Origin of the sequence: Kitasatospora sp. NBC_00240 (assembly GCF_026342405.1) — a bacterium.
GTDB lineage: Bacteria > Actinomycetota > Actinomycetes > Streptomycetales > Streptomycetaceae > Kitasatospora.
This window is the reverse complement of sequence record NZ_JAPEMU010000001.1, coordinates 7,317,388-7,341,376: the sequence shown is the minus strand read 5'-3', so window position 1 is coordinate 7,341,376 and position 23,989 is coordinate 7,317,388. Positions and strand designations below refer to the sequence as shown.

Here is a 23,989-nt window from a genome sequence, read left to right as displayed (position 1 = left end):
CGGGCGCCGCGGCGGCAGGCGCTGGTAAGCCCCGGCCCGCTCCCGGACGCTCGCCCGCGCCCCTCACCCGCCCCCGCCGGGCCGTCCTCGTGGCGGCCCGCCCCACCACCTCCGGAGTTCGAGGACATGACCGACTTCCTGGTGATCGGCGAGTGCGTCGCCGACATCGTCCGCGTGCCCGGCCGGGCCGACGTCCCGCACCCGGGCGGCAGCCCCGCCAACGTGGCGTACGGGCTGGCCCGCCTGGACCGGCCGGTGACGCTGTTCACCCAGCTGGGCCGGGACGCGATGGGCGGGCTGATCGGTGCCCACCTGCGTTCGGCGGGCGTCCGGGTGCTGACGGACGGCAGGCCGGAGGTACGGACGCCGACGGCGGTCGTCACCCTGGACGGGGAGGGCCGGGCCTCGTACGCCTTCGACTTCGACTGGACCTTGCGACCGGTGGAGCTGCCGGCAGCGCCGCGGCATGTGCACCTGGGGTCGGTGGCCGCCGTCCGGGAGCCGGGCGCGACGACGGTGGTCGCGCTGGCCGGGCGGCTGCGGGCGGACGCCTCGGTGAGCTACGACCCGAACATCAGGCCGGCGTTGTCGGGGTCCCGGGCCGAGGCACGGGCCGGGGTCGAGCGCTGTGTGGCGCTCAGCGACCTGGTGAAGGCCAGTGACGAGGACCTGGCCTGGCTGTACCCGGGCGAGCCCGTCCGGCAGGTGGCGGACCGCTGGCTGGCGGCCGGGCCGGCGGTGGTCGTGGTGACCCGCGGCGGTGACGGCGCGGTGTGCTTCACCCGGTCGGCCGAGGTGGCCTGCCCGGCGGTCCGCACCGCGGTGGTGGACACGGTCGGCGCCGGCGACTCGTTCATGTCGGCGACCCTGGACGCCCTCGCCGCCCGCTCCCTGCTCGGCGGCCCGGCCCGGCCGGCGCTCGCCTCCCTGGACGGGCCGACGCTGGCGGAGATCCTGCGGCACGCCGTGCTGGCCGCCGCCCTGACCGTGTCGCGGGCCGGTGCGAATCCACCGGACGCGGCGGAGCTGCGCGAGCGGGAGGCCTGAGCGGCCTGGAGGTCTGCCGGACGGGCTGCGTGAGTGGCGGGGCTACGGCCCCGGCGGACCTTGCAGGCGAACTCGTGCTCCTCCGAGGGAGTTGGCCTGCCGTGTCCCCGCGGCCGCGAAGCCGGTCGAGGGGTGGCGGGTGGCGGGCCCCCGGGCCTCCGCCGTGGGGCCCGCCCCGGGCCCGTCAGGCGCTCAGGCCGCGCAGTGCGGTCATGAGTTCGTCGGGCGCGGCGATCGAGAAGGTGCGGGTTGTCGGGTCGATCCGGGTCAGGCAGGTCACCGCGCCCCGGTGCCACCAGTAGAGGCGGGGCGAGAGCGGGCCGGGGTTGTCCTGGTGGGCGCCGAGGCCGAAGGCGGCGAGGTCGTTGACCGCGCCGACCGCGTGCCGGTCGGCCACCGGGTGGAACACCAGCAGGTGCCGGCTGGGGACGGTGAACAGCACGCCGTGCTCGGGGACTTCACGTCCGGTCAGGGAGCGGACGAGGTCGGCCAGGACGAGGGCCTTGCTGGCGACGAACAGCGACGGGCCGGAGACGCTGTGCAGGGTGGCGCCGCTCTCGGTGGGTATCACCTCGTACTGGGTGGGCTCGGCGAGCAGGTTGGCCCGGCCGGCGGTGCGCAGGGCGTCGAGGCCGGCGCGGGCGACGTCCTGGTCGGTGAGGAGCCGGACGGAGTCGGGGAGGTCCAGTGCGAGGGCCTCCAGCAGTCCGGTGGCGACCGGTCGGGTGTAGCGGAAGGAGTCGGCCATCGCCTCCGGCGGGAGCGAGTCGTCCGGGATCAGCCGCAGGTAGGCGCCGCGCAGGAGTTGGTCGGCGTTGTCGTCCATCGTCCGGCCGGCGTTCGCCAGCGCGCCGAAGTGCTGTTCCACCAGCCGGGGCCAGCTCTGCGGGTCGGACCGCCGGCACGTCTCGGCGAGGTTGAACAGGGAGTGGGTGCCCTGGGGCGCGTGCGCGGTGTCGCCGGCGACCGTCACGGCGACGCCCCGGCGGGCGAGTTCGTGGCGGACCAGTTCGCGCAGGCGCTCGGCCTCGTCGACGGTCAGGGCGGGCAGGTGCGGGTCGGACGGGGCGGCGGTCTTCTTCGACCTGAAGAACATCATGATCACGACTCTATTTCGGGGCGCCGCGGCGGCCGCATCCGGCCGTGGCCCCGGACGGCGCCGCGCAGTCCCGGCCGGCGTCCCGGCGGTCGGCGGCCCGGCGCCGGGCCGTGGGTGTCCGTCAGCTCTGCCTCGGACCGCTGAGCTTGCCCGGCGGACGGCCCGGCGGACCGGCCGACCGGCTGACCGGCCGACCGGCTGACCGGCTGACCGGCTGACCGGCTCAGGCTTGGGCCGGCCCGGTCGCTTCCGGGTCCGGCCGTTCGGCTGCGGGCACCGCATGGCCAGGGCCCGGGCCCTGGTCCTGGTCCTGGGCCGGGACGGCCGGGCCGGACCGCTCGGTGTCGTCCGGGACGGGCCGGTCCGGAACCGGCTGGGCAGGCTGGGCAGGGACGGGCTGATCCGGAACGGACCGGGCGGGCTGGGCCGGAACCGGCTGGAAACCGGCCGCCTGCGCCAGGGCGACGTCCAGGCTCTCCCGGCGGATCCGGCGGTCGACGTACAGCAGCGCGTTGGTCACCGGCGTCAGCGGGGCGCCGACGACCCCTGCCACCAGCAGGCCCGCGATCAGGCTCGCCGACAGACCGATCATGGACCCGGCGCTGGGCTCCCACGCACCGTCGGCCCCGGTCCCGCCGAGCGCGAACATCAGCACGAAGCCGAGGAAGAAGAACGGCGCCATGAGGATCTGGGCGGCCGCCGAGCCGATCAGGTTGACCAGGTACGGGATGCCCAGGCTGCGCCACCAGGCACCTTCGTTGAGGCGCCACGCCCGCCGGAGGGCGGCTGTCGGCCGGACGTCCTCCAGGATCAGCACGGGCATCTGCAGCACCAGCCTGACCTGGGCGTACATCCCCGCGCCCAGGGCTATGGCCGCCACCGGGAGCAGCAGCAGCGAGAACGGTCCGGCGCCGGCCAGGCCCGCGATCGCGGCCGGCAGCAGGCCGACCAGCAGGAGTGCGGCCACCGCGAGCGCCAGCAGCAGGAAGGAGCCGAACACCCGCCACAGGTACGGCCGCGCCTCGGCGGCCAGTTGGCGGGCGGTGACCGGCAGGCCCAGCACGGCGTGCCGCACCAGTTTGGTGCCGGTGGCCGTCGCGATGACCTGGACGGCGAGGAGGAAGCCGAAGAGCAGCAGGTAGCCGGCGGCGGCCACCGAGATCAGTGCGGCGACCTGTCCGCCCGTCGCCGTGTAGAACGGATCCCGCCGGGCGTCCTCGATGATCCCGGACAGTGCGGCATCGGCGAAGACCGCGTAGGCCGGTACGACCAGCAGGGCCCCGACGGTCACCCCGAGCAGCTGGCGGTAGAGGACCTTGCCGTACTGGCGGATCACGGCGACGACCGCGCGCAGGATGTCGCCCAGCCCGAGCGGGCGCAGCGGGATCACCCCTGGTTGGGGTGCGGCGGGAGTGTACGGCCATCCTTGCGGGCCGGGCCACCGTCCGGGCGGGGGCCCGCCGGGCGGGCCGGAGGCGTCGGGCGGAGGTTTCTGGTGGACGTTGCTCACAGCTTCTCCCCCAATTGATCAAGAACGTGGAGCGCCGCAGCCTACCGCCCCGCCCGCCCGGCTCGAACACGAACCCCCGCCCCGGTTCGCCGGCCCTTCGGACGGCCACAACCACGCCCCGGTCAGCCGGCCCTGAGGTCGAGTCCGGAGCGGCGCCGGGCCCTTGGTCGGGACGTCTCCGCGCCCACAGGACGCACCCCGCACACCCGAGCGGGACGTACCCGCTGTCGTCGCCCGTCGACAGCGCGACCAGCCTCAGGGCGCCGGTGGCGAGGTCGATCCGCAGCGCCTCCACGCGCTCGGGCGGCGCCGGGCGGGGTCGGCGTTCCGGGACACCACGTGCGCCGCTGCCCTTCCCCACTGCCGTGGAGGGCGGATCGGCGGGAGACGCCGGCCCGGGCCGTCAGGAACGACGGGACAGCTCCCGGGCACCCCGGATCGCGTCCACCAGCCCGGCGACCAGGCCCGCCCGCTCGGCCATGGCGTCGACCACCAGGTACTCGTGGTCGGCGTGGGCGCCGCCGCCGACCGCGCCGAGGCCGTCGAGGGTCGGCACTCCCAGGGCGGCGGTGAAGTTGCCGTCGCTCCCGCCGCCGACCGATCGGCCCTCCAGGCCGGGGAGCAGCTGCCGGGCGAGCGCGAAGAGCCTGGCCGAGGCGGACTCGGGCATCGGGGGCCGGCCGACGGAGCCCTGGACGGTGATCCGCGCGCCGTCCAGGTGCGGGGCGAGGGTGGCGAAGGCGGATTCGACGCGCTGTGCCTCCTCGGCCGTCTCCACCCGCACGTCGACGATCACGGTCGCCTCGGCGGGCACGACGTTGTCGAGGGTGCCGGCGGCGGCGACGGTCGGGGTGACGGTGGTCCCGGCCTCGGGGCGGCCGAGCGCCGCAATGTCGAGCACCTGGTGCGCGGCCTCGATCAGGGCGTTGATCCCTGCCTCGGGCTCCAGGCCCGCGTGCGAGGCCCGGCCGGTGACGGTGACCTCGAAGGTGCCGCAGCCCTTGCGGCCGGTCTTCAGGGCGCCGCCGTCGGCGGCGCCCTCCAGCACCAGAACGGCGCCGCAGGCGAGGGCCCGCTCCTCCAGCAGGGCGCGGGAGGAGCGGGAGCCGACCTCTTCGTCGGCGGTCACCAGGATCTCGACGCCGGACGGGTCGTCGAGGGCGGCCACGCCGTGCACGGCCTGCACCAGGCCGCCGAGCATGTCGAAGACCCCGGGGCCGGTGGCGTGCCCGCCCTCGACCTGGAACGGGCGGCGGGCCAGGGTGCCGAGCGGGAAGACGGTGTCGTGGTGGCCGAGGATCAGCACCCGGGGCTCGCCGCCGCCCGACCAGTGCACGTGCGGCCCGGCGTCGCTCTCCACCAGGGCGGCCCGCCCGCCGAGGCGGCTCTCGATGACGGCGGCGACGGTTTTGGCCGAGGCCGTCAGGGCCTCGTGGTCGCGCGAGGGGGACTCCACCTCGACGAGGGTCCTGAGGTCCTCGATCATCGCGTCAACACTCACCCGGGCGGTCCTGTGCGTCGTCATGCCGGAAGCCTAACCAGCACCCGAACCGCGATGATCTTCCGCCCCGCACCGGGACGCGCCGCCCCGCACCCGACGGTCCACCCCCGTCCGCCCCACCCTCACCCCTTGCTTCACCTATCGAAACTCGATAGATTCCAATCGTAACTCGATGGAGGGATGGGTATGGGAAAGCTGACTGTGCGTGCGCTGCGCGCCGTCCTCATGGTGGTGCTCGCCGGCACCGGGTGCGTACAGGCGTTGATGGTGTGGGTGCTGGCCACCGGGAGCGACCCGGAGGACGGGTCGCTCCCGCTGACCGCGTTCCGCGTGATCACGATCCTGGGGCTGGTCGCGGTCCAGGTCGCCCTGGTCTGCGTCTGGCGCCTGGTGGCGATGGTGCGACGCGGGACGGTGTTCTCCCACGCCGCCTTCCGGTACGTGAACGGCGTGATCGGATCGATCGTGGCGGTCGCCCTCGTGTGGTTCGCGGTCACGGCCGTCAACGCGCCGGGCCAGCGGGAGGATCCGGGCGTCACCGTGATCATGGCCGGGATCGGCGTGGCCATCCTGGGGGTCGCGCTGGTGGTGCTCGTGCTGCGGATGCTGCTCACCCAGGCCGTCGCGCTCAACGTCGAAGCGGCCCAGTTGAAGGCCGAGTTGGACGAGGTGATCTGATGCCGATCACCGTCGACATCGACGTGATGCTGGCCCGGCGGAAGATGTCCGTCGGCGAGCTCGCGGAGCGCGTGGGGATCACTCCCGCCAACCTGGCGGTGCTCAAGAACGGCCGCGCCAAGGCGGTGCGCTTCGCGACGCTCGCCGCACTCTGCGAGGTGCTCAAGTGCCAACCGGGCGATCTGCTGCGGTGGGAGGCCGAGGACGCCGCGAGCGGATGACGGGCCCCGGGGCGGGCGTGGGGAGCGTTTGGCGCGGGCGGATCGCCGCCGCGCCGCCGCCCGCCCGGGGGCAGCTCGACGCCGATCGCGTCGATTCCGGGCAGCGGCACCGAACTCCCCGCGACGTACGTCCACCACTGCCACATTCTCGGGCACGAGGACGACGACCTGACGCGTCCGTGGACGATCGTCCAGGCCGACGGCTGACCGGAGGGCGGTGGACAGGTCGGCGAGGAGCGGGGGACGGCGGGCACGGCGGACGGCGGGCGGGTTCGGGGCGCCCGCCGGGGCCGGGCAGCTGCGCTCCGGTGGCGATGGGCGCCCGCCTCGCCGACCCTGGACCGGACAAGTCCTTCGTCCACGATCTGGCTGTCCGAAAGGATCTCCATGGCTGTCACCACGACGGACCACCTGGTCCCCCACACGTCCACCGTCCCCGCCAACAAGGGCGAACACGTCGAACTCTTCGTACGTGAGCGCGACGGCACACCCTCCGGCCCGCCGTCGGCCCGCAAGGTCGTGCTCATGCTGCACGGCAGAAGCGTGCCGGTGCTGGCCGGCTTCGATCTCCAGCACACCTCGTACGGGTGGGCCGACGCACTGGCCCAGGCCGGTTACGACGTCTTCATGATGGACCTCCAGGGCTCGGGCCGGTCGCCCCGCCCCCGGATGGAGGACCCGTGCAACGTCAATCCCAAACAGCAGAGCGCCGTCGTTCCCCCGCTGCAGGCATCGGACATCCCGCGCTCCCCGAGTTACCCCTTCGTCCTGACCAACTCCCAGAGCGACCAGGACGAACTCAGTGCGGTGGTCGACTTCATCCGGACCAAGCGCAACGTCTCGAAGGTCGCCTTCATCGGCTGGTCGGCGGCGGCCTTCGCCATGGGGCCGTACGCGGTCAAGAATCCGGGGAAGGTGGAGAGCCTGTTCCTGCTCGCGCCGATCTTCCCTCCAGCGGGCCCGCCGAACCCGCCGGTCCTGCCGGTGTCCGGTTTCCCCACCCACGTGCTCACGCAGCTGGGCCTGGACCAGGCCTGGTCCAAGGAGGTGGGCTGCGCCACCCAGCGCGAACCCGACATGGTCGACGTCGCATGGGCCGCCCTGATGGAGAACGACCCGATCGGCCGCACCTGGGGCACGATCGACGCGACGACCGGCAAGCCCGCGGGCGCCAGCCGGTACCGGAACTTCGTCTCATGGGGCTGGAACAACGCCACCGCGGCCCAGGGCGGCATCCTGGGCGGCAGCGTGCCCGTGCTCATCGTGCACGGCGAGTTCGACCGGACCGCCAACACGACACCGCCCACCCCCGCCCTCCCCGCGCTCGACTTCCACGTCCCCGCGCTCTACAACGCCATCACGGGGCCGCACAAGCTGCTGATCACGGTGAAGTGCGCCGGCCACTCGATGCCCTGGGAGGTGCAGCACAAGAACCTGCACAACCTGTCCAAGCACTGGCTGAAGCACACCGACGTCGACGGCAAGACCAACGGCCTCTTCGACATGGACCTGAACGGCACGATCAGTCCGTCGCCCTAGGGTTCGCACCGGGGTTCGCTCCGGATCTCGCCCCGGAGGGCCCCGGCTCTCCGGGGCCCGGCGGGCGGACTTGAGGTCCGCCCGCCACCCGGCCGCCCGGCTCGACGGCGACCAGCTCCACCCGGACCCGGACGGCGGTCCGGCCGGCCTGGGCGATCTCGCCCGCGAAGACCGTCGCACCCTCGAACGGCCGGTCGGCGTCCAACGCCCAGAGCAGATAGGCCCGGACGGGGCCGATCACCTCCTTGAGGGTCCGTGGCCGCCCCTCCTCGTGGGCCCGCAGGACGGCCGCCCAGAGCGCCGCCGGTCCACGCCTGCTCACGCGGCCGCCTCCCGACCCGTGGCGCCCTGCGCGGGCACGTCCGTCCCGGGCCGCGCCGGTGGTTCCCCTCCGGTCGGGGCCACCGGCCCGACCACCGCCCAGACGCACTTGCCGGCCCCGCCCGCGCGCGGGCAGCACCCCCACGCGGCGGAGAGTTCGCGGACCAGCCACAGCCCCCGCCCTGACTCCTCCTCCGGCGCCGGCTCCCGCACCTCCGGCAGCTCGTTGCCCGCGTCGTGCACCTCGATCCGCAACCGTCCCGCCGTCACCGCGTACCGGACCTCGACCAGCCGCCCGGACGGGCCCCGGGCGTGCTCGACCGCGTTCGCCACCAGCTCGCCGGCGAGCAACTCGCCCAGCTCCAGCAGCTGTTCCCCGCCGTCCAGAGGGCCCAGGAAGGTCCGTAGCAGCCGCCTGGCCGCACCGGCCGAGCGGCGGTGCCGGGGCAGCCAGGCGGCGAAGTCGACCGTCACGGCGGGTGACGGTCTGTCGAGGGTTCCGGGCATGGCGCAGCCACCTCCGAGGGAGCGGAAATTCCTGGTCAGGGGCGTGATCCGGCGCACGGCGGAGAGACCGGGCGCGCGGAGTCACGCAGAGCGAGCAAGCTGACTCGTTCTGCCACCAAGCATCGTCGCGTGGAGCTACCGTGACGAGAGATCAGCCGGTTCCACCGGCCTCTCTGACACCTGGGGACCCACCATGACCCGTGTACCGCGCAGCGGACCCCACCTGCGATCCAGTGCCGCCGCCCTGTTCGGAACGCTCCTCCGGCGGACCCGCGAGGCCCGCGGGATGTCGCAGGGCGAACTGGCCCGCCAGATCCCCTGCAGCCGCCCGCACCTGACCCGGATCGAGAACGGGAGCCGGGTGCCGCAGCACGACCTGGTGACGGTTTGTGACCGCATTCTGGAGACCGGCGGGGAGCTGCTGGAGATCTGGGAGGAGGTCGACTGGTACGCGCAGGTCGATCACCCGAACTGGTTCCAGCGGTTCGTACTCATCGAGGCGAAGGCGGCGAGCATCCAGGAGTACCAAACCCCGTGGATCTCCGGGCTGCTGCAGACCGAGGCATATGCACGCGCTCTGATCTCCACCGGGAACGCAGCGGGGGATCACCGGCTGATCGACGAACGAGTTGCGGCCCGTCTGGCCCGCCAGCACCGCCTTTCCGGGCCCGATGCATTGCAGCTGACAGTGATCCTCTCAGAGGTCACGCTGCGCCAGAACGTGGGCGGAGCACAGGTGATGCACGATCAGCTCAGGCATCTTCTGCGTGCGGGCCGTCAGCCCAACGTGACGATCCAGGTGGCCCCCTTCACCCTCGGCGAGCGTGTCCAGTTCGGCACCTCGCTGATCCTTCTCACATCGCCGGACGGGAAAACGCGCGCCTATTCCGAAAGCCTGGCCCACGGCCGTTTCGTCGAAGATCCACAAGAGGTCCAGCGGTGGCAGCAACGGTATGATCTGCTCCGGGCCGAGGCTCTCTCGGCCCAGGACAGTGCGCGCCTGATCCGCAGTGTGATGGAAGGACTGCTCAACATGGACTCCACCATCCCCGATCTCTCCAAGGCATCCTGGCGCAAGGCCAGTTACAGCGACTCCGAGAGCGGCCAGTGCGTCGAGGTCGCCGACAACATCCCCGGCGTGGTCCCCGTCCGTGACTCCAAGGACCCTCAGGGCCCCGCCCTGCTGTTCCGAACCGACGCCTGGCAGTCCTTCGTCACCGGCGTCCGCAACGGCGAATTCCCCGCCGTCGACCGCTGAACGATCAATTCCGCAGGTCTCGCGGGCACTTGACCACCGACCGGACGACGGCCCGCCGCGTTCACGGATTCTCCGGTCAGAACACGGTGGTCCAGTCGTTCTTCATGCTCACGACCGTCCAGCCGAGCTCTGCGGCCATCGCGAGCGAGGCCTCGGCGCCCTTGGTGTAGGCGAACTCGCGCTGCTCGTCGTCGTGGTCGACGAGCAGCGCGAACCGGGCGCTCCGGAGCATCTCGATGTCCACGTCGGCGTTGCCGCCGGCGAGGACGGGCAGCCGGCCGGTGTGGGCGAAGATGTTCTCGGGCTTGCCCGCGCCCAGGTTCAGGTCGCCGAGGAGCTCGTGGGAGCGGACGAGTCTCCCGTCGGCGTAGGTGTACGCGGCCGCCGAGCCGATCACGTTCTCCTTGGGGATCCCCCAGGTCTCCTCCGCGAACACGCGCATGAAGTCGCGGCCGCCGCCCGAGCACACGAACACCCGGAACCGGTTCTCGCGTAGGAGGTCGAAGAGCTCCAGCATCGGGCGGTAGACCAGCTCGAGGTAGGGGACGTCGAGCTTCGGCTGCTTCGCCGTCCTCATCCACTCGCGCACCTGCGCCTCGAACTCCTCCGGCGTCGTGCCGGCCCACGAGCGGGCGAACGCCTCCAGCAGGGTCGACACCACCTGCGGTTCCTGCGCGGCCAGCCCCTCGAAGAACGCCTGGTCCCGTTCGATCAGCGCCTTGTACGGCTGCCGGGCGGCGAGCGACGGGTCGGTCCTCGCCTCCGCCTCCCAGATGCGGAACACGAAGTCGAACTGCGGCGGCAACGGCTGCTCGACCCACAGCGTGCCGTCGTTGTCGAACGTGGCGATCCGATCGGCCACATCGACGAACGCTGCCCCCGGCGTCGTGGCCGCGTGCACGAAATCCAGGATCGCCTGCCTGACCCGGCCGTCCTTCCAGCTCGCCAGCACCTTCTCGGTCACGGGTACTCCTCGGCTCGGCGGTCGCGCCGTCAGCAGATGCGGCAGTCGACCAGTGACCGTGCCCGGCCTTCGGATGCTCTCAAACCGAATGAGACGGTTTGCCACTGATCGGGGTACTGGCGATCGGGCGAACGACCCGTCGAACGTGATCACTCGTTCTGGTATTCGCCGGACAGGGAAGCGGCCTTCGTCTGATCCTGTGCTCCGACCAAGGATGCACACAATCACGACGAAGGCCGTGGGCATGAGTCGGCTGCACGATCGCGCCGGGCATGACGAACTCGCCGAACTGTCAAGCTTCCGGGGTGAGTTCTACTCCTGTTTGACCAAGCGTGGCGATGCCCTGTTCGAGCTGGCGGACGCGGTGCGCTGCGCCGGCGTCGCCCTGCTCGGTTACCTCTGGTCGCGCTCGCGCTTCACCAGCACCACCACCCGCTGAGCACCGGAACGTACGCGGCGGGGCGCTCACTCACCGACCGGGAGTGGCGGGCCCCGCCCCTCGGCGCTCCCGCCGTCCGGCGTCCCCGCCGGCTCCCGGTCGGAGCGGGAGCCGCCCGGCGAGCTGCTCCCACTCCCGCACGGGCGGGATCTGCGGCGTGGCGGTGACCAGGTGAAGGCTGACGTGGTCGGCCCCGGCGTCGAGGTGCTCCTGAACGCGACGGGCGATCGTCCCGGCGTCGCCGTGGGCCACGATCGCGTCCACCAGCCGCTCCCCGAGCGCGTCCACGTCCCGGTGTCCCAGCTCCTGCAGCAGGACACGGCGGTTGGGCAGGGCCGCTGCCGCCGTGTCCCGGGCCGGCCCGGCCGTACGGGAGCGGTCGGAGCCGAGCACGCACAGCTGGGTGACGGCCAGCAGCGCGTCCGGGCCGAGCACCACCCTCGCCCGGCGGGTGTGCTCGACCGGCATGCCCAACACGGTGGCGCCCCAGGTGCGTTCGGCGGCGAGCGCGAGCATGCCGAGATCCAGGGCCGCCAGCACACGGTGCGGCTCGGCCGCGGGGGCGGGCGGCCCGAACGGCGCGGCGTCCAGCGCGTCGAGGTACGAGCGCATGGCCGCCGGCGCGGGCCGGAAGCGGTGACCGCGGACCTCCTCGGCGAGGCTGGGGTGGCTCTCCCACAGGCCGAGCAGGAACCGGCCCGGGAACGCCTCCGCCAGGGTGCGCCGGGCGGCGGCGGTCGTCACCGCGTCACGGGCGTAGATGTCCGTCATGCCGGCGGCCACGGTGATCCGCCGGGTGGCCGACAGCAGGATCGCGGCCTGTGCCATCGCCTCCCGCCCCGCCGTCTCGGCGAACCACAGGGCGCCGTAACCGAGTTCCTCCACCGCCGCGGCGGCGGCCCGGAGACCGGAAGCCGGGTACCCGTCGCTGTCGCCCGCCCAGATCCCGACGCGCCCGAGCGCGGGCCGACCGGCGCTCACGCGGACCGCCCCGCGCCGGCCCGGCAGCCCGCCGCCCCCGTCACGACGACCGGTGCTGCTGTCCGTTCCACGGTCTCCCCCTCGCCCGCCCAGCCCCGCAGAGGCCGCCGCTCAAAGTGGGGCGGCCCTCCGTTTACCGTTCGCTACGATATGGGGGACCACCCCGGTTAGCAAGCCGCCAGGAGCCCCCGTGCCCAAGGACGCCGCCACCCCACTCGCATCCCCACATCCCGAGCCGCAGGCGCAACCGATGCGAGCGGACGCCCGCCGCAACTACGACCGGATCGTGGCCGCCGCCGGGACCGTCATCGCCGAACACGGCGCCGAGGCCTCCCTGGAGCAGATCGCCCGCCACGCCGGAGTCGGCTCCGCCACCCTGCACCGGCACTTCCCGACCCGGCGGGCACTCCTGGAGACCGTCTTCAAGGGCCGGGTCGAGGCGCTCTGCGCCAAGGCCGAGGACCTGCTCCCCGACCCCGACCCGGCGGCCGCGCTCATCAGCTGGCTCCGCGCCGTCGGCGCCCACGCGGTGGCCAACCGGGGCCTGGGGGCAGCCCTGATGCAGGGCGCCCCCGGCGGGGACCCGTCCCTCGGCACCACCTGCCACACCATGATCATTGACGCCGGCGACGCCCTCCTCGCCCGCGCCCGCCAGGCCGGCACCGTACGGCCCGAGGTCACCACCACCCACCTGCTCAAGCTCGTCAGCGCCATCGCCCTGGCCACCGAGCGGGAACCCGACGGCCCGGCCGAGGCCGACCGACTGCTCACCCTCGCCGTCGACGGGGTGCGCAGCCACTGACCGCCCGGCCGGCGCGGGCATCACCCGCGCCGGACCGGCGCACGGTCGGCGCCGGCGATCGCCCTGCCCCGCCCGCCGACCGGCCTTTCGGCCAGAGATTCGAAATCCCCTGCGGGGATCGGGAGTTGCCGCGAAGCTGGACATGAGCCGAGGCCGATCAGGCGGCCGAGGGGACGGCTCGTCATCGGTGGGCAACGGCCTTCACCGGTCCGCGCCCGTCGGGGGGAGCTCCACCAAGGGGAGGGCACGATGAAGGGAACAGGACGGACCAGGGGCCTGGCCATCCGCGGCGCCGTGGCGGTGACGGCGGTCGCCCTGGCGGTGACCGTGACGCCGGCCGGTGCGGCGGGCGGACCGGCCCGGACCGAACAGGTCAGCGTCGGAGCGGGCGGCGTCCGCGCCAACGCCCAGGCGTACGGCGAGTCGCTCAGCGCCGACGGCCGCTTCGCGGTGTTCAGCTCCGAGGCCGACAACCTGGTGCCGGGGGACACCAACGGCTTCTACGACGTGTTCGTCCGGGACCTGCGCAACGGCCGCACCGAGCGCGTCAGCGTGGGCACGGGTGGCATACAGGGCAACGCCTTCTCCTCCAGCGGCGTCGCCAGCGCCGACGGCCGGTACATCGCCTTCGCCTCGGACTCCGACAACCTGGTGCCGGGCGACACCAACGGCACCGAGGACATCTTCGTCCGGGACCGGCAGACCGGACGCACCGAGCGGCTCACCACCGGAGACCCGGCCCAGCAGCAGCCCGGCGGCTCGGACATGCCCTCGATCAGCTGGAACGGCCGCTACGTGGCGTTCGCCTCCGGCCGCAGCGACCTGGTGCCCGGGGACACCAACAACGCGGCGGACATCTTCGTCGTCGACCGGTGGACCGGGACCACCACCAGGGCCACCGTCGGAGCCGACGGCACCGAGGCCGACAGCGCCTCCACCCGCCCGGTCCTCTCCGCGGACGGCAGCAAGGTCGGCTTCACCTCCCGGGCGGGCAACCTGCTCCCCGGGGCGCCGGCCCGGGCCGAGGCCCTCGCCGGCCCGGCGGACCCGCAGATCAACAAGCCCCGGGTCTACCCCTACTACGTCCGCGACCTGCGGGCCGGGCGCACCGTCGGCGGCAGTGTCGGGGCCGACGGCGAACTCACCTGAGCCAACACCGGATCGCTCAGCGCGGACGGCCGGTACGTGGTGTTCAGCACCAACGCCGAGACCGTGGTCCCCGGCGACACCAACCACCAGATCGACGTCTTCGTCCACGACCTGGTCACCGGCACGAACAGGCTGGTCAGTGCGGCGGCCGACGGCACCCAGGGTGACGGGATGTCCTGGGACGGCGTCATCTCGGCCGACGGCCGACGGGTCTACTTCTCCTCCGAAGCGGCCAACCTGATCCCCGGCGACACCAACCAGGCCCAGGACGTCTTCCGACGCGACCTCCGGACCGGCCAGGTCGAGCGGGTCAGCGTCGCCGCGAACGGCGCCCAGTCCCCCGGCTTCTCCTCCGGCGCGGTGATCGACGCACTCGGGACGAACGTCCTGTTCAGCTCCGGCGACGGCACCCTCGTCCCCCAGGACACCGACGGCCACTACGACGTGTTCCTGCGCCGGCTGCCGGTCGGCTGACCGGGTCACCCGACCGGAGGGGCGTTCCACCCGTACCGGGCGGGACGCCCCACCGTCCGCCGGTCGAACCGAAAGGTCGCGCCCGTCCGGCCATTCACCCCCGATGGGCATGGGACACCACAGCGAACACCTGGCCATGCGGCCTCACATCGGCAGATCGGCGCGGGCCGGGCGAACACACCTGTCATCCCCGCGATCAAGCCGGTCGGTTTCTTCAGGACTTCGAGTTGTCGACGATTTCGGCGATCTCCACGAACTCGATGGCCGGGGCTGCACCATAGAGGTCGGTCACGCGCTCGCGCAGCTCGGGAGAGAAGAACTGCTCCGCCGCCTCCTTGGACTCCCAGACGTAGAAATTGACCGCCTGTTGCTCCTTCTCACTGAAGGTGAAGAACTTGAACCGCACGCCTGGCATGCCTTCGAACATGCCGCGTGCACCCTCGGCTATCTTGATCACCTGCGAGCGATCGAGGCCGCTGGGGTAGGAGAAAGTGACGGTGACACCGATCATGATTACTCCCCTGTCGGCGGGGTGAGATCAACTTAATATTCTACAGGGAAGCCGCAGTTCGTGACCTTCGGTCTGACGGGGAGGGTACGCCGGTACGCCGGCCCGGCCGGGGGCGGACAGGGCCCGGACGCCGTCCCGTGCGGCAGCCACGCGGCGGCCGCACGGCCAGGCGGCAGCGCTGTTCCTGGTGATCACGCGAACGTGCCGGTGGCTGTGCCCGGCGCGATGCGCACCCCGAACACCCCCACCGGCCGCGCGCCGAAGCGAGCCGAAGCGGGCCGGAGGCACCCCCGTCCACCGGGTCGAATCGGAGGATCATCGACTGATTCCGTCATGGGATCAACCAGGAAAAACCGGCCGAGGCGGTCGGACCCGGGTGGCCCTGCCCGCGATCCGGCCCGTCAGGGCCTCGAACACCCCCTGCCGGGGTGCCGGGACCGTGGGGCGGCCTGCGGCCACCGCGTGCTCGTTCGTCGTCCTTCACTGCCGGAGGAGTTCGCAGAAGCGGTCCAGGGCGCGGTCGGTGCGGTGACGGTCGCCGGTGTTGGTGAGGTCGAACAGGAGGCCCCGGATGACGGCCATGACCAGCGTGGGAGTAACGGTGTCGTCGGCGCCGTCGGCGATGTCGCGGAAGGTGGCGCCGAGGGTGTCGAACCAGTCCGTGATCGCCTCGGCCCGGTCCGGGTAGTTCTCCGGGTGGGCCAGGCCGTCGGCGTGCACCTCGAAGAACAGCCGGACGAACGCGGCCCGCTCCGGTGCGCTGATCCAGGCCCAGATGCCGCGCAGGCGTTCCTCCGGGGAGGCTGCCTCGGAGGGGAGGTTCGCGGCCAACCGGGTCGCACCGCGGCGGCGGGCCTCGGCGAGGACGGCGGCGACCAGCTCCTGCTTGCTGCCGAAGTCGTAGAGCAGCATCCGCGGGCTGGTGTCGAGCGCCGCGGCCAGCGGCCGCAGGCTCAACCCGGCCAGGCCATGACCCAGGACGTAGTCGGTCGCCCGCGCCAGCGTGCGCTCCCGCCGGGCGGGATCTGGCGGTCGCCCCACGGTGGATCGTCCTTTCTCTCCTGCGGATCCGGGCCTGCGTCAGTATATGGTACGACTGTTTCAACAACGGGAGGGAGACAGTCGTGCACACCATCGACCGAGCGCTCGCACTGGGCGCCGGAGGCCCCGTCGGTGCGGCCTGGACGGCCGGACTGGCCCACGGGCTGCGCAGCGGCGGAGTGGACCTCGGCGAGGCCGACCTGATCGTCGGCACCTCGACCGGCGCGATCGTCGGCGCGGTGCTGGCCAGCGGTCAGGACCCCGACCTGCTCGCCACCCCGGTGCGCCCCGGCGGTACCCCGCCCCAGGTGGACGGCCGCCGGCTGGGCGAGGCGTTCGCCGTGCTCGGTGACGCCGCCTCGAACCCGGCCGAGGCGTGGCGCCGGGTGGGCCGGATCGCGCTCGCCGCCGAGACCGGCCCCGAGCAGGCACATGTCGCCCGGATGAGGGCCCTGACCGGCGCGGACGACTGGCCGGACCGGAAGCTGCTCATCACGGTGATGGACGCCGAGACCGGCGAGCCCGAGGTCTTCGACCGCGCCGGTGGCGCACCGCTGCCCTCCGCCGTGGCCGCCAGCACGGCCTTCCCGGGGATCTACCCGCCGATCACCGTCAACGGCCGCCGGTACATGGACGGCTCCCTGCGGTCGGCGACCAACGCCGGCCTCGCCGCCGGAGCCCGCACCCTCGTCGTCATCGACCCGCAGGCACACCTGTTTCCCCGCGAGTTGCTCCACCAGGAGCTGGCGGCCGCCGCCGCGCACACGGTGGTGACCATCGAGCCCGATCCGGCGGCCATCCGCGCCTTCGGCCCGAACCTGAACGACCGGACGGCCTGGGAACCGGCCTACCGGGCAGGTCTTCGCCAGGCCGTCGATGCCGCGGAGCAGCTCCGCCTCGCCTGGAAGACCGGATCCGACACGGACTGACCGCGCCGCCCGATCCGGCACCGGAATACCTGGCCGCCCGTTCCGCGCGGAAACCGCCGGGCGGAGCTGGTCGCCCCCGGCGGCCGGGCGCGCCGAGAGTCTCGGCGCGCCCGGGCCAGGGAGCAGGCCCCCGGCGCGGGCGACGGGGCGGACGAAAACCCGGGTGCCGCCGCGGCCGGCCCGGCGCCATACTCACCGGAGTCCACGATCCCGCGCGCCGGGCGATCCGTCCGGCCGCCGACGGAAGGAACCGGAGTCGGTGAGCTTCAAGCTCGAAGGGCCCCTCCTCGAAGGCGAGCTGGTCCGCCTCGAACCGCTCGGCCACCGGCACGCGGCGGATCTCGCCCTGGCCGTGGCGGAGGGCCGGGACACCTACGGTTTCACCTGGGTGCCCACCGCCGCCGAGGTCGGCGCGTACATCGACGCGCAGCAGGCCCGCGCCGCCACGGGCCGGCTCGCGCCGTACGCCCAGATCGACCGCACGTCCGGGCGGGCCGTGGGGGCCACGGCGTACTGGGAGCCCCGGGTGCGGCCGGAGTCCGGCGAGCTGTACGCGGTCGAGGTCGGCTTCAGCTGGCTCGCGCAGTCGGCGCAGGGCACCGGGCTGAACACCGAGTCCAAGCTGCTGCTGTTCCGGCACGCCTTCGAGCGGTGGGGGGTGGCCCGCGTCGATCTGAAGACGGACGCCCGCAACAGCCGCTCACGGGCGGCGATCGCCGGGGTGGGAGCCCGGTTCGAGGGCGTGCTGAGGAGCTGGTCGCGGTCCTGGGCGCCCGGTGAGGACGGGCTGCTCCGGGACGCCGCGATCTTCTCGATCATCGCGGCGGAGTGGCCCGAGTGCCGCGTCCGGCTGGAGGAGCGGCTCGCCCGCAAGCGCGGCGCCGCCGCCCCGCGGCACTGATCGAGCGACCCGGCGGGCCGGCGCCCCGGCCGGCCGGGGCACGACGCCGGCCAGGGAGCAAGGCCTCCCGGGGAGCAAGGCCGGCCGGGGCGAGGCCCGCCGCCCCCGTGTCCGTACGGTCACGGGGTGTCCCGGTCGGCCGTCGGGCACCCCGTTCTGATTACGGTCGGTAGCCGATCTTGAGGAATGTTGGTCTAGACATGCACGGACGGCCTGGGTCACCATGAGACGCGAACCGGGAGGTTTACGGACATGGCCGACACCTGCCATCCCGCCCCACCTCCCCGAGGCCGACCCCGTCGGCGAGACGTCCCCCACCCGGACGCCCCGCCCCGCGCCGCCGACCCCGCCGCCGACCGCGGCTCCCCTCGTCAGCGTCCGGCCCGCACCCACCGCCGTGCCGGCGGCCACCCCCACCGGCCGGACCCCACAGCCCATCGCGCAGCCCTGCCGGGCCCGCGCACCCATTCGCCTCCTCGCGACAGCACGCCCTGCGGCAGTCGGCCGGAATCCCGACCGACACATAACGGAGGAGGTCATCACTGGGACACCAGGGACCAGCCCGCTCGACGAGGAGCGACGATGACGATCAAACCCACCAACCGGGTCAGAACCGCGGCCTATCTGCGCTGCTACCCCTATGACGACTGGCAGATGCAGGCCCACGCGCAAGCGCTGGAGGACCACGCCCGCCGGCTCGGCCTGGGCACCCCTCGACAGTTCCTGGACAACGGCGTCTCCTGCCGTGGCGTCCAGCCCCAACTACGCCTGCTGCTCTCGCTGGCCTCCGTCGAACTCATCGACACCGTTCTGGTCCCCGGCCGCTGGGTCTTCTCCCTCGACGAGCGCACCGCCAACTCCGTCGCCGACTTCCTCGCCGGCGCCGGCACCAAGGTCATCGAACTGCCCCGGCGTGACAACAGCCCGCGCCCACCGCGCCCCCGCTTGGTCAGCATCATCGAGAACACCGGCCCGGCGCCCCGGCTGCCGTACCAGGCGCAGCAGCCCTGACCGACCCGCGCGAGTACACCGCGGGAACGGCGGCGCAGGCCCGGTCCTCGCCGGTACCCGGGGTGCGGAGATGTCCGCACCCCGGCCCAGTCGTGCCGGGGGTCGACCGGGTGGGGCCGGGATCCGGGGCCCGCCACCGCTCCCCCGCCGGCCGCTCCCCCGCCGACCACCCATCCCGATCACGTGGCCCGATCCCGTGGCCCGATCACGTGGCCCGGTCCCGCGAGCCCGGCGCCGCCGCTACCCCAGCTCGGCCGTGAACAGCTCCCGCACCCGCAGCCAGGAGTCCTCGGCGGCCGCCTTGTCGTACGGTTCCCGGCCCGGGAAGAAGAACGCGTGCCGCGCCCCCGGGTACACCACCAGCTCGTGCCGCACCCCCGCCGCCGCCAGCTCCGCACCGATCCGGTCGCGCTGCTCCGCGTCGATCACGTGGTCCAGCTCCGCGAAGAACATCAGCACCCGGACGTCCCGCTCCGCGATCCCGCCGGTCACCGCGGCCAGTAGCGGCTCCGGCCGGCTCAGCGCCGTCCCCTCGCCGGGCAGCCACCCCGGGTAGAAGATCGCCGCCGCCGCCAGCTCCAGCCGCCCGGCCGCGAAGTAGACGATGTGCCCGCCCAGACTGAATCCGAGCACACCGGCCTTCCCGGTGGCGTCCTCCCGGTCCCGTACGTACCCGAGGGCCGCCCGCAGATCGGCCTCCACCTCGTCCCGGGTCAGCCGGCCGAGCAGCTCGAAGCCGCGCGCCCGGTTCTCGTCGCTCTCCACCAGCCCGCCGGCCGTCCCCGCCCCGGAGCGGTGGTACAGGTTCGGCGCGATCGCCACGTACCCGAGCGCCGCCACCTGCCGCACCACGTCACGGACCTCCTCCGTCACGCCCCACAGCTCCGACCCGACCAGCACGGCCGGGTACCCGTCGGCGCCGGCCGGCGCCGCGGGCCGGGCCAGGTAGGCGGTCATCGGGGCCTCGCCGCCGACCTCGATCGCGACTTCCCGGGCGACGATCTCGTGAGCCATGACTCCCCCTCGTACAACGCGTAACAGTGGTCACAGGGACAACTCTGCGACTGTGTCATATCTCTGACGGCCGGTGGCACCGACGGGACACCGCGTGGCCGCCCCCCGGGGGTGCCGGTCCCTGCCCCCGTACGCGACCGGGCCCGTACATCCGCAGGATGACCGGCCCTGCGGTTTACATCCGGGGGCGGATGCCCGGACCACCCCGCCACCAGCATGACTACGGACAGTTCGAGGTGGGGCGCCGGGCACACGGCCGACGCCCGGCAGCAGTACGGCCACCGGACCGGCCCCCGGCACGCATCGGGACACGCATCGGGGCGCGCCGCGTGAGGAGGTCGGCGACCCCGCCGCCACGGCCGCCGCCCGCGCCGCCGGCTACGCGGCGGCGACCCCGTACATCCACCCGCTGGCCACCCCGCACCAGTCGAACCACGCGCTCGCCCCCGCCGTGCAGACGGCCCGCGCGAGCGAGCTCGCGGCGGGCGACGACACCGCCGTCGGCGACCGGGAGATCCGCTGGGCGGTCGAGCACGCCCCGCCGGCCGTCCGCGGCATCCTGGCGCAGCTGCCGGCCGGCGCCCCCGGCCGCAGCCGGCCGGAGGTGCTCCGCCGGCGGCTCGACGCGGCCCTCCGCGTCTGACCGCGGCGGCCGCCCGCGGCCGGGGGTGCAGGCGGCCGTGGGGTGCGGGCGACGGCATGGCCGGCGTCCGCCGTGGGTACACCGACACCGGACACCTCTGTCTGAGCGTCAACACACCGGTACGCCAAGAGAATACGAGGATCCGATGAGCGTGTCCCTGCTGGTGCCGGTCCTCTGGCTGGTCCTCGCGCTGCTGCCGCTGGGCCACGGGCCGGTGCGCCGGCTGTTCCTGGGCCTCCTGGTCGGGCTCTCGGCACTGGCCGTCGTGATCATGTTCTTCTACGCCCAGGACGCATCCCAGCGGGCCCGTTGGACGAGCGACGGGCAGAACTGGTGGCAGGTACCCCTGCTCACCGCCGCCCTGCTGGCCCCGGGCGCGATCGTGGCGCTGGTCCGGCTGACCCTGGCGCGGCCGGGCGGGGCCCGGCGGTAGCGGCCCGGACGATTCCCCTGGCCCAGGATCACGTCCGAATCCGGGGCCCGGGCCGGTGTCAGGGTCCACCCGGCGGGAACGGCCGGACAACAGGATGATCCCAGGGCGCCGCCCACGGCACAGTGGCCGCGGACGCCTCCCGGTCCGACTCCGGCAAGGTACTGCCGTTCATCAGCGCGGCCGTCAACAGCTTGCTCACCGAGGGCACCATGCCGCCGCCGGGACCACCTGCCCGAGCCGCTGAGCCCGCCCTTCGTCCTCGCGCCGCACACTTCCTCGGCGCGGGGACGAAAGACACGTGCACAATGGCAGGTATGACCGGCCTTCCCGCGACCAGACGAGCCGAACTGTTCCCCGACACCCGGTCGGAGGAGCGCTTCAGCACCCCCGCCACCGTCGACGAGCGCACCATGCTGCTCGACTTCCTGCGCGCCCAGCGGGCCACCCTGGAACTCAAGTGCACCGGCCTGGACGGCGAACTCGCCCGGCGGGCGGTGGAACCCTCCACCCTCTCGCTGCTCGGGCTCGTGCGGCACCTCGCCGACATCGAGCGGGGCTGGTTCCGGCGGACCCTGGCCGGGCAGGACGCGCCGCCCCGCTTCTCCTCCGAGGCCTCCCCCGACCAGGACTTCGACGGGGCCGCGCCCGACCCGGCGCTCGTCACCGAGGCCTGGCAGGCCTGGCACGAAGAGGTGGCGTTCGCCGAGGAGTTCGTCGCCGCCGCGCCCGACCTGGAGGTCAGCGGCGTGAACCCCTGGCGCGGGCCGGTGTCGCTGCGCTGGGTACTCATCCACATGATCGAGGAGTACGCCCGGCACAACGGGCACGCCGACCTGCTCAGGGAGCGGATCGACGGGGCGATCGGCATCTGAGGCTCGGTGAACGGCCGGACACCGGACACCGGACACCCGGCGCCGCTGACGGAACGTCATGTGCCTATGATCGAATAGTCCGTCCAGGCCTGCATCGGAGATTCGAACCCCATGTCCGACCAACGAGTTGTCATCGTCACCGGCGGCGGCACGGGCATCGGCGCGGCCACCGCCCGGCTGCTCCGCGCCGAGGGCCACCAGGTGGTCGTCTCCGGCCGTCGGCCCGAACCGCTGCACACGGTCGCCGAGGAGACCGGGGCGGTGGCCCACCCCTCCGACACCGCCGACCCCGCCGACGTGACGGACCTCGTGGCATCGACCGTGGCCAGGTTCGGACGGCTGGACGGGCTGGTCCTCAACGCCGGCATCGGACGCGGCGGCGCCGTCGGCGACCTCTCGGTGGAGGACTGGGAGGCCGTCATGCGGATCAACGTCACCGGCCCCTTCCTGCTCCAGAAGGCCGCCCTGCCGCACCTGTTGGAGTCCCGGGGCGCGGTGGTCGCGGTCGCCTCGGTCTCCGCCCTGCGCAACGGCACCGGCAACGCCGCGTACGCCACCTCCAAGGCCGCACTGCTGCAGCTCTGCCGCTCCCTGGCGGTCGACTACGGCCACCGCGGGCTGCGGGCGAACATCGTCTGCCCGAGCTGGGTGCGCACCGAGATGGCCGACCGCCGGATGGCCCGGTTCGCCGAGGAGGAGGGCCTGCCCGGCGGCGTCGAGCAGGCCTACCGGGAGGCGACCGGCCTCACACCCGTCCGCCGCCCCGGCGAGCCGCGCGAGGTCGCCGAGGCCGTCGGCTGGCTGCTCTCGCCCGCGTCCAGCCTCGTCAACGGCGCCGTCCTGACCGTGGACGGCGGGGTCACCGCCTTCGACCCCGGCACGGCCGCGTTCGACGTCCACCTCGGCCCGCGCCGGTAGCGAAGGCGCACCGCAGGACCGTGCCGGTGGCGGCCCCGGTCAGCGCTGCGAGGGGACGGTCCCGGCCAGCGCCGCCGCACTCTCCCCCGCCGTCAGCACCCGGACCATCACCAGGTCGCCCGGGATGCCCGGGATGAACCGGCCGGCCGGCCAGCTCCGCCGGTAGGGCGGCGGGTCCAGGACGAGCGTGCGGACGCCGTCCACCACCGGGATGTCGCTCGGCGTGCCCTCGTTCCAGATCCACGAGCCGTCGGGCGCCAGCAGGTTGAACGAGCCCGTGGTGTGCGGCCGCCGCTCCGGCGGCACGTCCGCGGCGCGGCAGGCCTCCACCGCGGCCCGCTCCGGCCCCTCACCCGCGAGGTGCCGCCCGGAGATCAGGACGTGCGCCAGCAGGGTGTGCAGTTGGAAGTTGTCCACCACCCCGCTCATCCGCATCAGGTACCCGGTGCCGGACGGCCGGTCCAGCACCAGCAGCGGCTCCTCGTCCAGCGTCGCCGCCGCGTACGTCAGGCACTTGAGCTCACGCTGCACCCCGGCGTACCGGTCCGCCAGGCCCAGCAGGTCGGCGAGCACGCCGGAGCCCGCCGCGGCCCGGCGGACGGCGGCGTGCGAGAGCACCGCCACCGAGGCCATCTCCCACAGGTGCAGGGTCCACCAGGCGGTGACGACCCGACGGACCTCCCGGGCCTCCGGGGCGTCCGGATCCGTCCCGCCGAGCAGCAGCTCGGTCGCCGCGTCCGGGTCCGCGTCGTCCTCCGGCTCCGGCAGCTCCTCGCCGCCGCCCGCCCGCTGCCAGGCGTCGGCGAACCGCAGCGCACCCTCCAGGGCCTCCCGCACACCGGCCAGGATCGGACCCGAGCAGGCCACCGGGTCGGCGCCGTTCTCCACGCAGGCACCCGTCATCACGGCCAGGTACGCACGCGGCCACGGCGGCACCCCGGCCAGCATGGCCGCCAACCGCGGCCCGGCCTGGCCGAGTTCGGCCGGCGTGGCGCGGCCGATCGCCTGCTGGAGGTCCCGGCAGGCGGCCTCGAACGCCGCCGAGTCCTCGGCCGCCACGGCCGCCTCCAGCCGGGCGAACCCGGCCGCCAGGGCCGACCGGACCGGCTTGCGGCCGGGGCGGTGGAAACTGATTCGATCGAACATCATCCGCGCAGCCTAGGGCGCGCCCCCGACAGCGGATCAGCGGCCCCGGTCCTGGTCCTGGTCCTATTCCTGGTCCTGGT

26 protein-coding genes and 1 pseudogene are annotated in these 23,989 nt (G+C 73.6%); 16 read left to right on the top strand and 11 right to left on the bottom strand.

Going from position 1 to position 23,989, the window contains the following annotated elements:
* The first annotated feature begins 126 nt into the window (after positions 1 to 126).
* Positions 127 to 1,047: a carbohydrate kinase gene (locus OG689_RS31450; protein WP_266324231.1), complete on the top strand. Its 921-nt coding sequence runs from the start codon at positions 127 to 129 to the stop codon at positions 1,045 to 1,047.
* A 184-nt stretch (positions 1,048 to 1,231) separates the two neighbouring features.
* Here the strand turns inward: OG689_RS31450 and OG689_RS31445 are convergent, their stop codons facing one another.
* From OG689_RS31445 to OG689_RS31435, 3 genes are all read right to left on the bottom strand, one after another.
* Positions 1,232 to 2,146, bottom strand: coding sequence for a hypothetical protein (locus OG689_RS31445; protein WP_266324230.1), 915 nt, complete (start codon positions 2,144 to 2,146; stop codon positions 1,232 to 1,234).
* Positions 2,147 to 2,369: 223 nt separating this feature from the next.
* Positions 2,370 to 3,536 carry a hypothetical protein gene (locus OG689_RS31440; RefSeq protein WP_266324229.1) on the bottom strand — a complete coding sequence of 389 codons (1,167 nt, stop codon included), beginning with the start codon at positions 3,534 to 3,536 and terminating at the stop codon, positions 2,370 to 2,372.
* Between the two features lie 523 nt (positions 3,537 to 4,059).
* A complete protein-coding gene (locus OG689_RS31435) occupies positions 4,060 to 5,181 on the bottom strand; it encodes a M20 family metallopeptidase (protein ID WP_266324228.1) in 1,122 nt (373 codons plus the stop codon).
* Between the two features lie 162 nt (positions 5,182 to 5,343).
* On the opposite strand from OG689_RS31435, the gene OG689_RS31430 reads away from it, so the two are divergent.
* The 3 genes from OG689_RS31430 to OG689_RS31420 all read left to right on the top strand — a co-directional run bounded on the left by OG689_RS31430 (position 5,344) and on the right by OG689_RS31420 (position 7,595).
* The gene (locus OG689_RS31430) at positions 5,344 to 5,835 is read left to right on the top strand and encodes a DUF2975 domain-containing protein (RefSeq protein ID WP_266324227.1); all 492 of its coding nucleotides are present in this window, start codon (positions 5,344 to 5,346) and stop codon (positions 5,833 to 5,835) included.
* On the top strand, positions 5,835 to 6,056 hold the full coding sequence (locus OG689_RS31425; RefSeq protein WP_266324226.1) for a helix-turn-helix transcriptional regulator: 222 nt from the start codon (positions 5,835 to 5,837) through the stop codon (positions 6,054 to 6,056). Before OG689_RS31430 ends, OG689_RS31425 begins: the two co-directional genes overlap by 1 nt.
* Before the next feature lie 387 nt (positions 6,057 to 6,443).
* Positions 6,444 to 7,595: an alpha/beta fold hydrolase gene (locus OG689_RS31420; RefSeq protein ID WP_266324225.1), complete on the top strand. Its 1,152-nt coding sequence runs from the start codon at positions 6,444 to 6,446 to the stop codon at positions 7,593 to 7,595.
* Here OG689_RS31420 and OG689_RS31415 read toward each other — a convergent pair.
* Positions 7,579 to 7,917 carry a hypothetical protein gene (locus OG689_RS31415; protein WP_266324224.1) on the bottom strand — a complete coding sequence of 113 codons (339 nt, stop codon included), beginning with the start codon at positions 7,915 to 7,917 and terminating at the stop codon, positions 7,579 to 7,581. The genes OG689_RS31420 and OG689_RS31415 overlap by 17 nt on opposite strands.
* Positions 7,914 to 8,423, bottom strand: coding sequence for an ATP-binding protein (locus OG689_RS31410; protein WP_266324223.1), 510 nt, complete (start codon positions 8,421 to 8,423; stop codon positions 7,914 to 7,916). Before OG689_RS31410 ends, OG689_RS31415 begins: the two co-directional genes overlap by 4 nt.
* A 193-nt stretch (positions 8,424 to 8,616) precedes the next feature.
* Here OG689_RS31410 and OG689_RS31405 point away from each other — a divergent pair, with 193 nt between their 5' ends.
* Positions 8,617 to 9,681 carry a Scr1 family TA system antitoxin-like transcriptional regulator gene (locus OG689_RS31405; RefSeq protein ID WP_266324222.1) on the top strand — a complete coding sequence of 355 codons (1,065 nt, stop codon included), beginning with the start codon at positions 8,617 to 8,619 and terminating at the stop codon, positions 9,679 to 9,681.
* 76 nt (positions 9,682 to 9,757) lie between these two features.
* On the opposite strand, the gene OG689_RS31400 is transcribed toward OG689_RS31405, so the two are convergent.
* Positions 9,758 to 10,645: an HAD family hydrolase gene (locus tag OG689_RS31400; RefSeq protein WP_266324221.1), complete on the bottom strand. Its 888-nt coding sequence runs from the start codon at positions 10,643 to 10,645 to the stop codon at positions 9,758 to 9,760.
* 244 nt (positions 10,646 to 10,889) lie between these two features.
* Between OG689_RS31400 and OG689_RS31395 the strand changes: the two genes are divergently transcribed.
* Positions 10,890 to 11,084 (top strand): hypothetical protein, encoded by a 195-nt coding sequence (locus tag OG689_RS31395; protein WP_266324220.1) that lies wholly within the window; start codon positions 10,890 to 10,892, stop codon positions 11,082 to 11,084.
* A 30-nt stretch (positions 11,085 to 11,114) separates the two neighbouring features.
* Here the strand turns inward: OG689_RS31395 and OG689_RS31390 are convergent, their stop codons facing one another.
* Complete coding sequence (locus OG689_RS31390; protein WP_266324219.1) at positions 11,115 to 12,065, bottom strand: LLM class flavin-dependent oxidoreductase; 951 nt, start codon at positions 12,063 to 12,065, stop codon at positions 11,115 to 11,117.
* Between the two features lie 250 nt (positions 12,066 to 12,315).
* Between OG689_RS31390 and OG689_RS31385 the strand changes: the two genes are divergently transcribed.
* From OG689_RS31385 to OG689_RS31375, 3 genes are all read left to right on the top strand, one after another.
* Positions 12,316 to 12,867: a TetR/AcrR family transcriptional regulator gene (locus OG689_RS31385; RefSeq protein WP_266324218.1), complete on the top strand. Its 552-nt coding sequence runs from the start codon at positions 12,316 to 12,318 to the stop codon at positions 12,865 to 12,867.
* 249 nt (positions 12,868 to 13,116) lie between these two features.
* Positions 13,117 to 14,016, top strand: coding sequence for a hypothetical protein (locus OG689_RS31380; RefSeq protein WP_266324217.1), 900 nt, complete (start codon positions 13,117 to 13,119; stop codon positions 14,014 to 14,016).
* A 36-nt stretch (positions 14,017 to 14,052) separates the two neighbouring features.
* Entirely contained in the window at positions 14,053 to 14,490 is a 438-nt protein-coding gene (locus tag OG689_RS31375) for a hypothetical protein (RefSeq protein ID WP_266324216.1), read from the top strand.
* Positions 14,491 to 14,704: 214 nt separating this feature from the next.
* Here the strand turns inward: OG689_RS31375 and OG689_RS31370 are convergent, their stop codons facing one another.
* Both OG689_RS31370 and OG689_RS31365 read right to left on the bottom strand, forming a co-directional pair.
* Positions 14,705 to 15,001: a hypothetical protein gene (locus OG689_RS31370; protein ID WP_266324215.1), complete on the bottom strand. Its 297-nt coding sequence runs from the start codon at positions 14,999 to 15,001 to the stop codon at positions 14,705 to 14,707.
* A 480-nt stretch (positions 15,002 to 15,481) separates the two neighbouring features.
* Positions 15,482 to 16,042: a TetR/AcrR family transcriptional regulator gene (locus OG689_RS31365; RefSeq protein WP_266324214.1), complete on the bottom strand. Its 561-nt coding sequence runs from the start codon at positions 16,040 to 16,042 to the stop codon at positions 15,482 to 15,484.
* 83 nt (positions 16,043 to 16,125) lie between these two features.
* On the opposite strand from OG689_RS31365, the gene OG689_RS31360 reads away from it, so the two are divergent.
* The 3 genes from OG689_RS31360 (at position 16,126) to OG689_RS31350 (ending at position 18,883) form a co-directional block, all read left to right on the top strand.
* On the top strand, positions 16,126 to 16,971 hold the full coding sequence (locus OG689_RS31360) for a patatin-like phospholipase family protein (protein WP_266324213.1): 846 nt from the start codon (positions 16,126 to 16,128) through the stop codon (positions 16,969 to 16,971).
* A gap of 259 nt (positions 16,972 to 17,230) precedes the next feature.
* Entirely contained in the window at positions 17,231 to 17,872 is a 642-nt protein-coding gene (locus OG689_RS31355) for a GNAT family N-acetyltransferase (protein WP_266324212.1), read from the top strand.
* Between the two features lie 582 nt (positions 17,873 to 18,454).
* Positions 18,455 to 18,883 carry a hypothetical protein gene (locus OG689_RS31350; RefSeq protein WP_266324211.1) on the top strand — a complete coding sequence of 143 codons (429 nt, stop codon included), beginning with the start codon at positions 18,455 to 18,457 and terminating at the stop codon, positions 18,881 to 18,883.
* 240 nt (positions 18,884 to 19,123) lie between these two features.
* On the opposite strand, the gene OG689_RS31345 is transcribed toward OG689_RS31350, so the two are convergent.
* Positions 19,124 to 19,897, bottom strand: coding sequence for a dienelactone hydrolase family protein (locus tag OG689_RS31345; protein WP_266324210.1), 774 nt, complete (start codon positions 19,895 to 19,897; stop codon positions 19,124 to 19,126).
* Positions 19,898 to 20,237: 340 nt separating this feature from the next.
* Between OG689_RS31345 and OG689_RS44895 the strand changes: the two are divergent.
* From OG689_RS44895 to OG689_RS31325, 4 genes and pseudogenes are all read left to right on the top strand, one after another.
* Positions 20,238 to 20,540 (top strand): annotated as a pseudogene (locus OG689_RS44895) (hypothetical protein); the annotation flags it as partial.
* A gap of 145 nt (positions 20,541 to 20,685) precedes the next feature.
* The gene (locus tag OG689_RS31335; RefSeq protein WP_266324208.1) at positions 20,686 to 20,973 is read left to right on the top strand and encodes a hypothetical protein; all 288 of its coding nucleotides are present in this window, start codon (positions 20,686 to 20,688) and stop codon (positions 20,971 to 20,973) included.
* A gap of 410 nt (positions 20,974 to 21,383) precedes the next feature.
* Positions 21,384 to 21,845: a DinB family protein gene (locus OG689_RS31330; RefSeq protein ID WP_266327564.1), complete on the top strand. Its 462-nt coding sequence runs from the start codon at positions 21,384 to 21,386 to the stop codon at positions 21,843 to 21,845.
* Positions 21,846 to 21,956: 111 nt separating this feature from the next.
* A complete protein-coding gene (locus tag OG689_RS31325; RefSeq protein WP_266324207.1) occupies positions 21,957 to 22,763 on the top strand; it encodes an SDR family oxidoreductase in 807 nt (268 codons plus the stop codon).
* Positions 22,764 to 22,802: 39 nt separating this feature from the next.
* On the opposite strand, the gene OG689_RS31320 is transcribed toward OG689_RS31325, so the two are convergent.
* Positions 22,803 to 23,912 (bottom strand): hypothetical protein, encoded by a 1,110-nt coding sequence (locus OG689_RS31320; protein ID WP_266324206.1) that lies wholly within the window; start codon positions 23,910 to 23,912, stop codon positions 22,803 to 22,805.
* Positions 23,913 to 23,989: the final 77 nt, after the last annotated feature.

Excerpts from the sequence above, each read along its gene's own strand:
- OG689_RS31450 (WP_266324231.1), top strand. The coding sequence starts at position 127 with ATGACCGACTTCCTGGTGATCGGCGAGTGCGTCGCCGACATCGTCCGC.
- OG689_RS31445 (WP_266324230.1), bottom strand. The coding sequence starts at position 2,146 with ATGATGTTCTTCAGGTCGAAGAAGACCGCCGCCCCGTCCGACCCGCAC.
- OG689_RS31435 (WP_266324228.1), bottom strand. The coding sequence starts at position 5,181 with ATGACGACGCACAGGACCGCCCGGGTGAGTGTTGACGCGATGATCGAG.
- OG689_RS31430 (WP_266324227.1), top strand. The coding sequence starts at position 5,344 with ATGGGAAAGCTGACTGTGCGTGCGCTGCGCGCCGTCCTCATGGTGGTG.
- OG689_RS31425 (WP_266324226.1), top strand. The coding sequence starts at position 5,835 with ATGCCGATCACCGTCGACATCGACGTGATGCTGGCCCGGCGGAAGATG.
- OG689_RS31420 (WP_266324225.1), top strand. The coding sequence starts at position 6,444 with ATGGCTGTCACCACGACGGACCACCTGGTCCCCCACACGTCCACCGTC.
- OG689_RS31410 (WP_266324223.1), bottom strand. The coding sequence starts at position 8,423 with ATGCCCGGAACCCTCGACAGACCGTCACCCGCCGTGACGGTCGACTTC.
- OG689_RS31405 (WP_266324222.1), top strand. The coding sequence starts at position 8,617 with ATGACCCGTGTACCGCGCAGCGGACCCCACCTGCGATCCAGTGCCGCC.
- OG689_RS31395 (WP_266324220.1), top strand. The coding sequence starts at position 10,890 with ATGAGTCGGCTGCACGATCGCGCCGGGCATGACGAACTCGCCGAACTG.
- OG689_RS31385 (WP_266324218.1), top strand. The coding sequence starts at position 12,316 with ATGCGAGCGGACGCCCGCCGCAACTACGACCGGATCGTGGCCGCCGCC.
- OG689_RS31380 (WP_266324217.1), top strand. The coding sequence starts at position 13,117 with ATGAAGGGAACAGGACGGACCAGGGGCCTGGCCATCCGCGGCGCCGTG.
- OG689_RS31370 (WP_266324215.1), bottom strand. The coding sequence starts at position 15,001 with ATGATCGGTGTCACCGTCACTTTCTCCTACCCCAGCGGCCTCGATCGC.
- OG689_RS31350 (WP_266324211.1), top strand. The coding sequence starts at position 18,455 with ATGACGATCAAACCCACCAACCGGGTCAGAACCGCGGCCTATCTGCGC.
- OG689_RS31345 (WP_266324210.1), bottom strand. The coding sequence starts at position 19,897 with ATGGCTCACGAGATCGTCGCCCGGGAAGTCGCGATCGAGGTCGGCGGC.
- OG689_RS31335 (WP_266324208.1), top strand. The coding sequence starts at position 20,686 with ATGAGCGTGTCCCTGCTGGTGCCGGTCCTCTGGCTGGTCCTCGCGCTG.
- OG689_RS31330 (WP_266327564.1), top strand. The coding sequence starts at position 21,384 with ATGCTGCTCGACTTCCTGCGCGCCCAGCGGGCCACCCTGGAACTCAAG.
- OG689_RS31325 (WP_266324207.1), top strand. The coding sequence starts at position 21,957 with ATGTCCGACCAACGAGTTGTCATCGTCACCGGCGGCGGCACGGGCATC.
- OG689_RS31320 (WP_266324206.1), bottom strand. The coding sequence starts at position 23,912 with ATGATGTTCGATCGAATCAGTTTCCACCGCCCCGGCCGCAAGCCGGTC.